Origin of the sequence: Allosphingosinicella indica (assembly GCF_900177405.1) — a bacterium.
GTDB classification, from domain to species: domain Bacteria; phylum Pseudomonadota; class Alphaproteobacteria; order Sphingomonadales; family Sphingomonadaceae; genus Allosphingosinicella; species Allosphingosinicella indica.
In genome coordinates this window covers 2,737,520-2,749,974 of record NZ_LT840185.1, presented here as the reverse complement: position 1 = coordinate 2,749,974, position 12,455 = coordinate 2,737,520, and the positions used below count along the sequence as shown (strand labels likewise).

Here is a 12,455-nt window from a genome sequence, read left to right as displayed (position 1 = left end):
TTAACCGCAATTTAGGGACGTTGCGGATATATAACGACCTCGTAAGGTAGAACTTTAGGGGGCGTCGATGGCAAGCAAGTCGAATGTGGCGAATGAGCAGCATGTTGCGGCTCCACGCGATCAGCGCGAAGGCCGGATTCGATTGCACCTGCTCGCAACGCTCGCGACGACGACCCGCACCCAATCGGTCGTGCTGCGCAACATATCGGCCGGCGGCGCGATGATCGAGACGCAGGATGCGCCGGCCGTCGGCAGCACCGTGCAGCTCAAGCGCGGCGCGCTCGACATTCTTGCCACCATCGTCTGGGCTGAGCGCAACCGTTGCGGCATGGAATTCGTCGAGCCGATCGATGCCGACCGGGTGGTCGAGCAATGGAACAGCCCGCCGGAAGATCTTTCGGCCGCGTCACGCGATCATTTCTGGCGGCTGCGCGAAGTGGATGCGCCGATGTCGGCGACCGACTGGCAGAACGTCCGCGATTGGGTTCGCGACGCCGACAGCGGCTTCGTCTCGAAGAGCTGAGCGGTCTCCGTCTACCGGGCCGCGAGGCGGCTTTACCCACAGCGACCAATCGCTATGTAGCGCGCCGTGCAGCGTCTCTTCGTTCTTATGTTCTGGCTGGCCGCCCTATTTGCGTTCGTGATGGCCGTCATTCCCGCCCCGCCCAGCTTGGCCTCGGACAAGATCGAGCACATGCTGGCTTTTTCCGTGCTGGCGGCGCTGTCGCTGCTTGCATATCCGCGCCTCCCCGCCTGGAAGATATTCCCTGCATTCGCGATGTTCGGCGGTGCGATCGAGCTGATCCAGGCGCTGCCGATCGTGGGCCGGGATGGCGACTGGTTCGACTGGCTTGCCGATCTCGCCGCCGCGGGGATGGTGCTGGTGTTGGGCAGTGGCCTCCGACGGGTGTACCGACGCGCCGCCGCTTCCGTCTGACGCGGCGCAACGTCAACCAATTCTCTAACGATCTGCGGAAAATGGCTCCCCGGGCCTGATTCGAACAGGCGGCCGTCCGATTAACAGTCGGATGCTCTACCGCTGAGCTACCGGGGAGCGGCCCTCAGGCGAGGCGCCCTATAGCCAGAAGTTTTCGGCGACTGCAAGCCGCCTCGGCGATTATTTCAGACCGCGAACTGCTCGGTCGCGATCCGCTCGTCGAGCGCGTGCCAGGGATCGAAAAGCAACGGCAGCGCTCGCTCGCGCTCGACGCGCACCTCGACGGTCGCGACGTCGCGGACTTCGCGCTGGTCGGCCACGGCGGAGATCGGCCGCTTGATCGGGTCAAGCACGCGAAAGCCGATGTGGAGATCATCGGGAATGAGCGCACCGCGCCAGCGCCGCGGGCGGAACGGGCTGATCGGCGTCAGCGCCACTAGTTTCGATCCGAACGGCAGGATCGGCCCCTGCGCGGAGAGATTATAGGCGGTCGATCCGGCCGGCGTCGCGACGAGGATGCCGTCGCAGACCAGCTCGGGCAGCACGACGCGGCCGTTGACTGACACCTCGATCCACGCGCTCTGGCGCGTTTCACGAAGCAGCGAGACTTCGTTGATCGCATGGCTGACGACAGTCTCGCCCGACACGGTGACGGCTTCCATGCGGAGCGGCGCCATGCGGAATTGCTTGGCGCCATTGACCCGCTCGCGGAGGCCCTCGACGCGGAACTCGTTCATCAGGAAGCCGACGGTGCCGCGGTTCATGCCGAATACCGGGCACACGCGTCCGCGATCGAGCATGTCGTGCAGCGTCTGGAGAAGAAATCCGTCGCCGCCGAGCGCGATCACCTGCTCGGCCTCCTCGACCGGCTGGAAGTCATATTGCTCGAACAGCAGCGCGGCGGCCGCCTGCGCGTGCGGGGAGGGTGAGGCCACGACGGCGGTGGGCTTGTCAGCGTTCTGCGTCATCCGCCCAATTGCTAGAGCCGGGCGCGACCTGCGGCAACCCGCAAGCCTGTGCCAAGGCGGGGCGGCGCGCGCGAAGGCGATTGGCGACCCGTTGCGCGCGGGCTATCACCGGCGGCACGCGCGGGGCGTCTTGAAGAGGGGTGACAGGGGATGAGCGTCGGAGGATCGCAGCCGATCTTCATCCTGTCATTTCGCCATCGCGACGAGCTTACCCGCACGGTCGAGGCTGCGGGCTGGCAACCGATCGCCGCCCGCCGCGCCGCCAATGCCGAGGCGCGCTTCGCGGCCTCCAGTGCCGGCGTCGCGATCGTCGATGCGCGCGGTGCGCTCGCGGAAGGTCTGGACGCCGTCCGTGCGCTGGCCGACGCCGCAGAGGCAAATGCGGCCGCCTTGATCGTGCTCGTGTCGCGCACCGACGCGGAAGCGCTCGATCGCGTCCATGCCGCCGGGGCGACCCATTTCCTTGTCAGCCCGTTCAGCGATCTGCAGCTGCTTCAGACGGTCCGCTTTGCGCAGCGGCATGCCGATCGTGTGACGGGCGGCTATCGGGCGCCGCGCCGGAGCGGCGATGCCGGTCCGCCGGTCAGCTCCTGGCGGTGGGAGCCCGGATCGCGCGCAGTGGAACTCAGTCCGGCGCTCGCGCGCCGCGTCGGCTTGGGCGAAACCGCGGGCGCCCGCATCAGCCTGTTGGACCTTTTCCGCAAGCTCGACGCTGACGGAAGGCGTGCGGCGCGCGGTGCGGTCGAGCGGACGATCGCGTCCGGCCGCGCCACCGCATTCGCCCACTCGGCGATCGACGAGGCGCCCGAGCGCCTGATCCACCATCTTCGCATCGGCGAGGGCGGCAGCGTGATCGCGCGCACCGAGACGCTCTTTCCCGACGACGCACCGGCGCAGTCGCGCGATGCCATGACTGGCGTGCGCGATGCGCGTGCGGGCCGGGCGTGGATCGATCAGCAGCTTGCCGTCGAGGGCACGTCGGGACTCGTGCTGATCCTCGTTGCGGTCAGCCGTTTTGACGCGATCAACGCCGCCTTTGGCCGTGCGGTCGGCGATGCGGTGCTGCAGGCGGCGGCGCGGCGGATCGAGCGGCTCGTCGACGCGGACGGATCGCAGCGGCTGGTCGCGCGCGTTGCGGGGGCCGAATTCATGGTCGCGATCGCGCCGCCTACCGGGCTTGCCGAGGGGGGCTTCATCGCTGCGCAGCTCGTCGAGGCCCTGGGGCGTCCGTTCATGTCGGGCGATCACGTCGTCACGCTCGGCTGCCGCGTCGGAGTAGTTGCGGCCGAGCCCGGCGACGATGCCGCATCGCTGTTGCGCAAGGGCAGCGCGGCGCTCGCCGAGGCGAAGTCCGAAGGCGGGCCGATCCGCGTGATCGAAGGCGGGGCCGAGGTCGCGTCCGGGCTGGACGATCGGCTCGAGGTCGATCTGCGCCGGGCGCTCGATCAGGACGAGATCCGCATCCTCTTCCAGCCGCAGATCTCGGTCGCGACCGGGCGAGTCATCGGTGCCGAGGCGCTGGCGCGCTGGCAGCATCCCGAGCTTGGCGAGCTTGGCGCGATGACGCTGTTCAACGTCGCCGAACGCTCGGATTATCTCGTCCAGCTCTCCGATCACGTTCAGCGCAAGGCGGTCGCGGTCGCTGCGGCCTGGCCGGAAAACCTCCGCGGTCTGCGTCTCGCGGTGAACGTCACCGCGCAGGACATGAAGAGGCCCGGATTTGCCGCGCAGTTCCTCGATCTGGTGGAGGATAGCGGGTTCGCGGCCGAGCGGCTGACGGTCGAGGTGACCGAAACCGGTTTGATCGAGGATCTGAACGGCGCCGCATCGCTGCTCGCGGAACTGCGCGAAGGAGGTCTGCGCGTCGCGATCGACGATTTCGGGACGGGCTATTCGAGCCTCGCCTATCTGAAGGCGCTGCCGCTCGACTATCTCAAGATCGACCGGCGGCTGAGCGAAGATATCGTCGGCAGCCCGCGCGACCGGATCGTGGTGCGCAGCGTCATCGAAATGGCGCGCTCGCTGGGGCTCGACGTGGTCGCCGAAGGCGTCGAGACCGAGGAGCAACTGGAGCTGCTCGCCCGCGAAGGGTGCAACGTCTATCAGGGCTTCCTGTGCGCGCCGCCGGTGACGGTCGACACGCTCGCCGCGCTGGTGGCCGAACGCGCCTAGGCGGCGCGCTTGCGGGACTTCTTCGCGCCGTTCGAGGGGATGACCCACGGCTGGAGCCCGTCGCGGATCAATGTCTCGGCGGCAACGGGGAGGCCGATGTAGAAGCCCTGCGCCATGTCGCATCCGAACAGCGCCAGCAGGTCGAGCGTCGCCTGGTCCTCGATTCCTTCGGCGACGACGCGGAGACCCAGGCTGTGTGCGAGATCGATGGTCGAGCGGACGAGCACCGCGTCATTGCCGTTGCGCGCGACGCCGGCAACGAAGGTACGGTCGATCTTGAGCTGATCCGCCGGGATGCGCTTGAGATAGGCGAGCGAGGACAGGCCGGTGCCGTAATCGTCGATCGAAATACCGAAGCCGGCCTCCTTGAGCCGCGCCAGGTTCGCGAAGGCCGCGTCGGCATGGGTGATGATCGCGGTTTCGGTGATTTCCAGCGTCATGTTCGGCCGCTGCCTGTCCGGCGCGGCGATGCCGATCGTCCGCTCGGCGAAACCGGGATCGGAGAGGCTGCGGCCGGAGATGTTGACCGCCATGCGGACGTCCATGCCGTTGGCACGGAGCATCGTCTGTTCCTCGACGGCGCGCGCGACGATCCAGTCGGTGAGCGGGTCGATGAACCCCGTCTCCTCGACCAGCGGCATGAATTCGTCGGGAGCGACCGCGCCGCGGGTGGGGTGGTTCCAGCGCACCAGCGCCTCGACGCCGGTAAGCTGGCCGGTCTTGAGATCGAGCTTCGGCTGGTAAGCGAGCCATACGTCGCCGGTGTCGAGCCCCTTGCGAAGCTCGCTGAGCAGCGAGAGGCCGCCGGTCGCGGCACGCTCCACTGCGGCGTCGAACAAAGCGAAGTCGCCGCTGACGACGCGCGCCTGATCGAGCGCGATCTGCGCACGTTCGACGAGCGTGGTGGCGGTCGCGGCATGGTCGGGATAGCCGGCAAGTCCCGTGGTGAGGCGCACGTCGACCCGGCTGTCGCCCACTTCCAGCGGCTCGGCGAGCACCTGGCGCGCATCGAGGAGGAGCTTCAGCGCATCTTCGCTGTTGCGCGCCGGGAAGGCGACGCCGATCGATGTGGACGAGAGGCGCCCCACGCTGGCGCCCGGCAAGCGCCCGTCGATCCGGCGCGCGGCATGGGCAAGCAGCAGCGATGCCTGCGACGCGCCGATCGCGGCGCGGATGGCGCCGAACCGATCGATGCCGAGCGCAGCCATGAACACCTGGCGCCCGTTGTTGCGCTTGATCATCACCGCCAGCGCGCGCTCTATGCCGGCGCGGTTGAGGAGATCGGTATCGGGATCGTGATGGGCGAGATGCGACGCCCAACGCTCGGCGCGCTCCGCCTCGGCGCGTGCCGCGACCGCCGCCTCGGTCCGCGCCTTGAGCCGCGCTTCGAGCCGCCGCCGCTCGGTGAGGAAGGTGCTCGCGGGAAGCGAGACGCACAGCACCGCTGCGAGGAACATCTGGTAGACGGGAAGCGTGCGGAGGAGCGGTAGCACTTCGGGCCGCCACCAGCTATCGGGGCCGATCGTGCTGAGCGTGATTGGGCCATAGCCGTTGAAAGTCGCCGCGCCGCCGATCATCGCGACCAGCAGGACGGTGAGCGCCGACCAGGCAGGCGGCAGCCGGAACGCGACAAGCAGCAGCGGCGGGAAAATCATGAAGAGAACCGGTGCCTTGGCCTGCGCGAAGACGAGCCCGGTGACGAGCACGGTGATGCCGACGAGCCCATAGCGCTCCAGCGCGGGCCGCTCCATCTCGTCCTTGGAAAAGCGCTTGTGGTTGGCGAGCAGCAGCAGGGTCGGTGCGACGAGGATGAGACCCAGCGCATCGACGGTGAACCAGGTCTGGAAATTGACCCACAGTTCGTAATTGGTGAGCGGCGTCGGCACGTCGACGATCAGGATCGAGACGGCAAGCCCGACGGCGGCCGCGGCGGAGACCACCGGCGCGACCGCCAGGAAGACGAACCGAGCGAGCCGCCCGGGACGCCGCAGATCGAGCGCGGCGCCGCAGAAGCGCCGTGCGAGCAGCGCTACGGCGCAGACTTCGCCGAGGTTGAGCGCCGCGTTGAGCACGATCATCGGCGCAGCGTCGCCGCGGACGAAATTGCCCGCCAGGTTGAGCGCGAAGCAGACCGCCATGACCCTGAGCGCGGGCTCGCGATGAAGCTGGAGAAGCGCCGCGAGCAGCACGCCGTTCGCCGGCCAGATGATGATCGTGCCGTAGCGCGTGGCGTTCCACTGCGAGATCGCGAGGCACAAAGTGTAGAGCGCGACGTAGACGAGCGGGGTCATTCCGGCCGCTTCGCCAGCGCCAGGCCGGAACAGCCGCCACTTGGGCTGCACCCTGATGGTCCGCTCCCGCTGCATCGGGATGCGTCCTAATGTGAAAGCGTAAACAATTCCGGTGCGGTGATTCTTCGTAAACCTCGTGCTTACCGCGATCTAACCGGCAGCCTTCGCAAGCCCCTTGGAAAGCTGCAGCGCGCCGTTGATCCGCGCCGCCGCGTCGGGCCAGCTTCGCGTCACCACCATCTTGCCGTCGGGGCGCAGCTTGGCGGTGCCCTGGAGGCGCTCGGCGTATGCGAGGAGGCCGTCGAGATTGGCGACGCCGCCGGTGTGGAAATGGACGAGCGCGCCGCGTGGCCCGACGTCCAGCTTCACGATCCGCGCGATGCGGCAATTGAGCTTGGTCTCGATGATCTTCAGGAGATTGTCGGTCGCCTGCGGCAGCTTGCCGAACCGGTCGATCATCTCGGCCGCGAACGCCTCGATCTCCTGCCGGTTCTCGAGCTCGTTCATGCGGCGATAGAGGCCCATGCGCAGGTCGAGATCGGGGACATATTCCTCGGGGATGAGGATCGGCGCGTCGACGGTGATCTGCGGCGAGAATTCGTCGGGACGCGCATCGAGCCCGGCATCGCCCGCCTTTGCGGCGACGATCGCGTCCTCCAGCATCGACTGATAAAGCTCGAAGCCGACTTCCTTGATGTGGCCCGACTGCTCGTCGCCGAGCAGATTGCCGGCACCGCGGATGTCGAGATCGTGGCTGGCGAGCTGGAATCCGGCGCCGAGCGAGTCGAGATTGGCGAGCACCTGCAGCCGCTTGTCGGCACCCTCGGTCACCGTCCGCGTCGCCGGCGTGGTGAAATAGGCATAGGCGCGCGTCTTGGACCGCCCGACACGGCCGCGAAGCTGATAAAGCTGGGCAAGGCCGAAGCGATCTGCGCGGTGGATGATGAGCGTGTTCGCGCTCGGGATATCGAGCCCGCTCTCGACGATCGTGGTCGAGAGCAGCACTTCATATTTGCGATCGTAGAAGGCGGACATCCGCTCCTCGATCTCGGTCGGCGCCATCTGGCCGTGCGCGGTGACGAAGCGCACTTCGGGCACTTCATTGCGCAGATATTCCTCGATATCCGGCAGGTCGGCGATGCGCGGCACGATGAAATAGCTCTGCCCGCCGCGGAAATGCTCGCGGAGCAGCGCCTCGCGCACGACGACCGGATCCCACGGCATGACGTAGGTGCGCACCGCCAGCCGGTCGACCGGCGGGGTCTGGATGACGGACAGCTCGCGCAGGCCCGACATTGCCATCTGCAAGGTGCGCGGGATCGGCGTCGCGGTGAGCGTCAGCACATGCACGTCGGCGCGAAGTTGCTTCAGCCGCTCCTTGTGGGTGACGCCGAACCTCTGCTCCTCGTCGACGATGACGAGGCCGAGCTTCCTGAACGACACGGTTTTAGCGAGAATCGCGTGGGTGCCGATGACGATGTCGATCTTGCCCTCGGCGATGCCCTCGCGCGTCACCTTGGCTTCGGCGGCGGGAACGAGGCGCGAGAGGCGGCCGATCTCGATCGGAAAGCCGCGGAACCGCTCCTGGAAATTGAGGAAATGCTGGCGAGCGAGGAGCGTGGTCGGGCAGACGAGCGCGACCTGCATCCCTGACATCGCGGCGACGAAGGCGGCGCGGAGGGCGACTTCGGTCTTGCCGAAGCCGACGTCGCCGCACACCAGCCGGTCCATCGGCCGCCCGGCGGAGAGATCGCCAAGCACGTCGCCTATCGCGCGATCCTGATCGTCGGTTTCCTCATAGGGGAAGCGATCGACGAAGGCGGCATAGCCGGTGTCCGGCTCTGCCACCGCCCCGGCGCGCGTGGCGCGGACGGCGGCAGTCTTGATGAGCTCGCCCGCGATCTCGCGGATTCTCTCCTTCATCCGCGCCTTGCGGCGCTGCCACGCCTCGCCGCCCAGCCGGTCGAGCGCGACGCCATCGCTCTCGCTGCCGTAGCGCGAGAGGATGTCGATATTCTCGACCGGAACGTAGAGCTTGTCGCCGCCGGCGTAGGAGAGGGCGACGCAATCGTGCGGCGCGCTCTGCACCGGGATCTGCGTCAGCCCCTCGTAGCGGCCGATGCCATGATCGGCATGGACGACGAGATCGCCCGGCGTGAGCGCCGCCAGCTCGCTCAGGAAGGCGTCGGTGCTCTTCTTGCGCTTGCGGCGGCGGACGAGCCGGTCGCCGAGCATGTCTTGCTCGGTCAGCAGCGCGATGTCGCGCGTGGTGAAACCGTGATCGAGCTGGACCACCGCCAGCGCGACGGAGGCGGAGCCCAGCGCCTGCTGCCAGCTCTCGACCTCGGCCAGCTTCTTCAGTCCATGATCTTCGAGCAGGCCCCTGAGCCGCTCGCGCGCACCCGCGGAATAGCTTGCGAGCACCACTTTGTGCCCGCTGCGGCGCAGCTCGGTGATGTGGGCGACGACCGCTTCGTAGATATTGGCGTTCTGCGCGCGCTCCGGCGCGAAGTCGCGGGGCGCATCGACTTCGAAATCGACAACAGCGGCGCTCTCCGGCTCGTGGAAGGGCGTCACCAGATGGACCGGCCGGTCCGCGATCGCAGAATCCCACTCGGTCGCTTCAAGATAGAGTGCTTTAGGCGCGAGCGGCCGATAACTGCCGGGGTCGCTCGACTGGGCCCGAGTGCGGTTGTCGTGATAGTCGCGGATCGCCTCAAAGCGCGCGTCCGCCGCGCCGATCGTGCCCGTGTCGCGCACCACCACGTCCTGCTCGCCGAGATGGTCGAACAGGGTCGCCAGACGCTCCTCGAACAGCGGCAACCAGTGATCGAGGCCAGCGATGCGGCGCCCCTCTGACACCGACTGGTAGAGCGGATCACCGGTTGCGGTCGCGCCGAACAATTCGCGATAGCCCGATCGGAAGCGCTTGATGCTGTCGGCATCGAGCAAGGTTTCGGACGCGGGAAGCAGGGTGAAGCCGTCGATCGTACCGGTCGTGCGCTGCGTCGCGGGATCGAAGCGGCGTACCGTTTCGATCTCGTCGCCGAAGAAGTCGAGACGGAGCGCCTGCTCCTCGCCGGAGGGAAAGAGATCGACGAGCCCGCCGCGCACCGCGAATTCGCCCGAATCCTGCACCGTCTCGACGCGGACATATCCATTGGCCGAAAGCAGCTCCGCCAGCTTGTCGCGGTCGATCCGCTCGCCGGGCGCGAGCCGCGCAACGAGCTGGCGGATGCGAAACGGCGTCAGCGTACGCTGTAAGACAGCATTTATAGTCGTGACGAGGAGCTGTGGGCGATCGGCCTTGCGTTGCAGCGCATGGAGCGTCGCAAGGCGCTCGGCAGACGCGCGCAGCGATGGCGAGCTGCGATCGTAGGGCAGGCAGTCCCAGGCGGGAAAGCTCAGCGTCTCCAGCTCGGGCGCGAAATAATGCGCGGCATCGACAATGTGTCGCATCGCCGCCTCGTCGGGCGCGATGAACACCGCACGGCCCTTCGCCGCGCGCGCCAGGTCCCCCGCGAGCCACGGCAGGAACCCCAACGGCGCACCGGCGAGCGTCAGCGGCGCGGATGCCGCGAGTATCTTCTGGAGGTCGGCGCTCATCCTTCGTGCCGGATATAATCGAGCGCGCGCATCTGGTTCATCATCGCGCCGCGATAGCGTTCGGGGACGGGCGCGGTTCCGATCGCCCATGCCATGATATCGACGTCCTGCTCCTCCAGCAGCACTTCGTACCAGGCGATCTCAGCGTCGCTCCAGGTCACGGCATGCGTATCGAAGAATCCGCCGATCAGCAGATCGGCCTCCTTGGTGCCGCGATGCCAGGCGCGGAACTTCAATCGCTTCAGGCGGGCTTCGCGGTCCATGTCGCTCCAACGGGAAATTGCCGGGCCGCGCTGGAGAAGCGCGCCGGCTTTGGCTAGGACGCCGATCTAGTCATGCGGCCCGATATTCTCAATCCGCTGTTTGCCGAGGTGGAGGCGCTGAAAGGCGTCGGGCCGGGCCTTGCCAAGCCGTTGGGCAGGCTCGGCCTTTCGCGCGCGGTCGATGTCGCATTTCACCTGCCGGTGAGCTGGATCGACCGCAAGCGCGTCGATCTGGTCGACGAGGCCGATGCCGGGCAGGTGGTGAGCGTGGTCGTGACGCCGGTCGACTATCGGCAGAGCGGCCCGCGCAGCCCGCTCAAGGTCCACGCCACCGATCGCGTCGGCAATTATCTCAGCCTCACTTATTTCAACAATCCGGGCTGGGCGAAAAAGCAGCTTCCGATCGGCGAGCCCAAGCTCGTCTCGGGGCGGATGGAGCGATACGGGCAGGAGCTCCAGATCGTCCATCCCGATCATGTGCTGGAGCCGGGCGAGGGCGTCGCGCTGCCAGAGCGTGAGCCGATCTATCCGCTTTCGGAAGGGCTGACCAACGGGCGGATGGGCCAGCTCGCCGCGCAGGCGCTGACCCGCGCGCCGGAGCTTGCCGAGTGGATCGAGCCGAGCCTGCTCGCGCGGCGTGATTGGCCCAAATGGAAAGAGGCGCTGGAGGCTGCGCATCGCGATGCGGCTGTGGTCGGCGCGCGCGAGCGGCTCGCCTATGACGAGATCTTCGCAAATCAACTCGCGCTGATGCTTGTCCGCGCATCCTCGCGCCGGCGGCGGGGACGGAGCCTGCAGGGCGATGGCCGCCTGCGCGACGCGCTCAGCCTTCCCTACGCTCCTACAGCCGCGCAGAGCCGCGCCATTGCCGAGATCGAAGGCGATATGGCGCAGGAAATGCCGATGGTCCGCCTGCTCCAGGGCGATGTCGGATCGGGCAAGACGTTGGTCGCGTTGATGGCGATGCTGATCGCGGTCGAGGCGGGCGCGCAGGCCGCGCTCCTCGCGCCGACCGAAATCCTCGCCCGCCAGCATTTCGAGACGATCGGCCGCCAGCTCGCCGGCACCGGCGTCACCGTCGCGATTCTCACCGGCCGCGAGAAGGGGCGCGCGCGCGAGTCGACCCTCATGGGTCTGGCGGACGGGTCGATCGACATCCTGATCGGCACCCATGCGATCTTTCAGACGCATGTCGCCTACAAGCGGCTCGGCCTGGCGGTGGTCGACGAGCAGCACCGCTTCGGCGTCGCGCAGCGCATGATGCTGAGCGATAAGGCCGAGCGCCCGCCGCACCTGCTGGTGATGACCGCGACGCCGATCCCGCGCACGCTGACGCTCACCCATTATGGTGAGATGGACGTCAGTAGGCTCGATGAAATGCCCCCCGGCCGCCAGCCGATCGAAACACGCGTCGTCAGCCTCGACCGCATCGATGAGGTAATCGACGGCCTCGGCCGCCATGTCGCTGCCGGCGGTCAGGCCTATTGGGTATGCCCGCTGGTCGAGGAGAATGAGGCGAGCGACCAGGCCGCGGCGGAGGCGCGCGCGGAAGTGCTGCGCCAGCGGTTCGGCGGTGCGGTCGGGCTCGTTCACGGCCGGATGAGAGGGCCGGACAAGGATGCGGTGATGGCGGCCTTTCAGAGCGGTGCGATCGCCGTGCTGGTCGCGACGACGGTGATCGAGGTCGGGGTCGACGTGCCCAACGCGACGTTGATGATCGTCGAGGGGGCCGAGCGGTTCGGGCTCGCGCAGCTCCACCAGCTTCGCGGCCGTGTTGGCCGGGGCAGCGAGCGGTCGGTATGCCTGCTGCTGCGCGGGAATGCGCTCAGCGAGAGCGGCCGCGCCCGGCTGGCGCTGATGCGGGAGACGAATGACGGCTTCCGCATCGCCGAGGAGGATCTGCGGCTGCGCGGCGCGGGCGAGATATTGGGGACGCGCCAGTCCGGCGAGGCGCAGTTCCGGCTGGCGAGCCCGGAGCGAATCGCGGCGCTCAGCCAGACCGCGCATGACGACGCGCGACTGCTCGTCGATCGCGACGGCGGGTTGCAGGGCGAGCGGGGGCAGGCGGCACGGATCTGCCTCTATCTTTTCGAGCGCGACGCGGCGGTCGCGCTGCTTCGCGGTGGCTGATCCGCGAAAGCGGGTTTCCTCCGCGCTCCAAAAAGCTAGTCTCGGCACGATGCGATTGGCTTTCGTCCGTAGAGCGTTGCTTGCTTTT

At 67.6% G+C, this 12,455-nt stretch carries 8 protein-coding genes and 1 tRNA gene; 4 read left to right on the top strand and 5 right to left on the bottom strand.

Annotated features, from left to right (window positions below; genetic code table 11):
- Positions 1-67: 67 nt before the first annotated feature.
- Positions 68-523, top strand: a complete 456-nt coding sequence (locus B9N75_RS13575; protein ID WP_085219271.1) for a PilZ domain-containing protein — start codon at positions 68-70, stop codon at positions 521-523.
- 66 nt (positions 524-589) lie between these two features.
- A complete protein-coding gene (locus B9N75_RS13570) occupies positions 590-937 on the top strand; it encodes a VanZ family protein (RefSeq protein ID WP_157123857.1) in 348 nt (115 codons plus the stop codon).
- Positions 938-979: 42 nt separating this feature from the next.
- Here the strand turns inward: B9N75_RS13570 and B9N75_RS13565 are convergent.
- Both B9N75_RS13565 and B9N75_RS13560 read right to left on the bottom strand, forming a co-directional pair.
- Positions 980-1,054: transfer RNA gene (locus B9N75_RS13565), tRNA-Asn, on the bottom strand.
- 68 nt (positions 1,055-1,122) lie between these two features.
- Entirely contained in the window at positions 1,123-1,905 is a 783-nt protein-coding gene (locus tag B9N75_RS13560; protein WP_085219269.1) for an NAD kinase, read from the bottom strand.
- Positions 1,906-2,055: 150 nt separating this feature from the next.
- Here B9N75_RS13560 and B9N75_RS13555 point away from each other — a divergent pair, with 150 nt between their 5' ends.
- Positions 2,056-4,077 (top strand): putative bifunctional diguanylate cyclase/phosphodiesterase, encoded by a 2,022-nt coding sequence (locus B9N75_RS13555; protein ID WP_172840891.1) that lies wholly within the window; start codon positions 2,056-2,058, stop codon positions 4,075-4,077.
- On the opposite strand, the gene B9N75_RS13550 is transcribed toward B9N75_RS13555, so the two are convergent.
- The 3 genes from B9N75_RS13550 to B9N75_RS13540 all read right to left on the bottom strand — a co-directional run bounded on the left by B9N75_RS13550 (position 4,074) and on the right by B9N75_RS13540 (position 10,237).
- Positions 4,074-6,443, bottom strand: coding sequence for a putative bifunctional diguanylate cyclase/phosphodiesterase (locus B9N75_RS13550; RefSeq protein WP_085219268.1), 2,370 nt, complete (start codon positions 6,441-6,443; stop codon positions 4,074-4,076). The genes B9N75_RS13555 and B9N75_RS13550 overlap by 4 nt on opposite strands.
- Positions 6,444-6,518: 75 nt before the next feature.
- The gene (mfd, locus tag B9N75_RS13545) at positions 6,519-9,974 is read right to left on the bottom strand and encodes a transcription-repair coupling factor (RefSeq protein WP_085219267.1); all 3,456 of its coding nucleotides are present in this window, start codon (positions 9,972-9,974) and stop codon (positions 6,519-6,521) included.
- Positions 9,971-10,237, bottom strand: a complete 267-nt coding sequence (locus B9N75_RS13540; RefSeq protein WP_085219266.1) for an FAD assembly factor SdhE — start codon at positions 10,235-10,237, stop codon at positions 9,971-9,973. The genes mfd and B9N75_RS13540 overlap by 4 nt, the downstream gene beginning before the upstream one ends.
- A 72-nt stretch (positions 10,238-10,309) precedes the next feature.
- On the opposite strand from B9N75_RS13540, the gene recG reads away from it, so the two are divergent.
- Positions 10,310-12,367 (top strand): ATP-dependent DNA helicase RecG, encoded by a 2,058-nt coding sequence (gene recG / locus B9N75_RS13535; RefSeq protein ID WP_085219265.1) that lies wholly within the window; start codon positions 10,310-10,312, stop codon positions 12,365-12,367.
- The last annotated feature ends 88 nt before the right edge of the window (positions 12,368-12,455 follow it).

Coding starts and splice junctions, on each gene's coding strand:
- B9N75_RS13575 (WP_085219271.1), top strand. CDS start 68: ATGGCAAGCAAGTCGAATGTGGCGAATGAGCAGCATGTTGCGGCTCCA.
- B9N75_RS13560 (WP_085219269.1), bottom strand. CDS start 1,905: ATGACGCAGAACGCTGACAAGCCCACCGCCGTCGTGGCCTCACCCTCC.
- B9N75_RS13555 (WP_172840891.1), top strand. CDS start 2,056: ATGAGCGTCGGAGGATCGCAGCCGATCTTCATCCTGTCATTTCGCCAT.
- B9N75_RS13550 (WP_085219268.1), bottom strand. CDS start 6,443: ATGCAGCGGGAGCGGACCATCAGGGTGCAGCCCAAGTGGCGGCTGTTC.
- mfd (WP_085219267.1), bottom strand. CDS start 9,974: ATGAGCGCCGACCTCCAGAAGATACTCGCGGCATCCGCGCCGCTGACG.
- B9N75_RS13540 (WP_085219266.1), bottom strand. CDS start 10,237: ATGGACCGCGAAGCCCGCCTGAAGCGATTGAAGTTCCGCGCCTGGCAT.
- recG (WP_085219265.1), top strand. CDS start 10,310: ATGCGGCCCGATATTCTCAATCCGCTGTTTGCCGAGGTGGAGGCGCTG.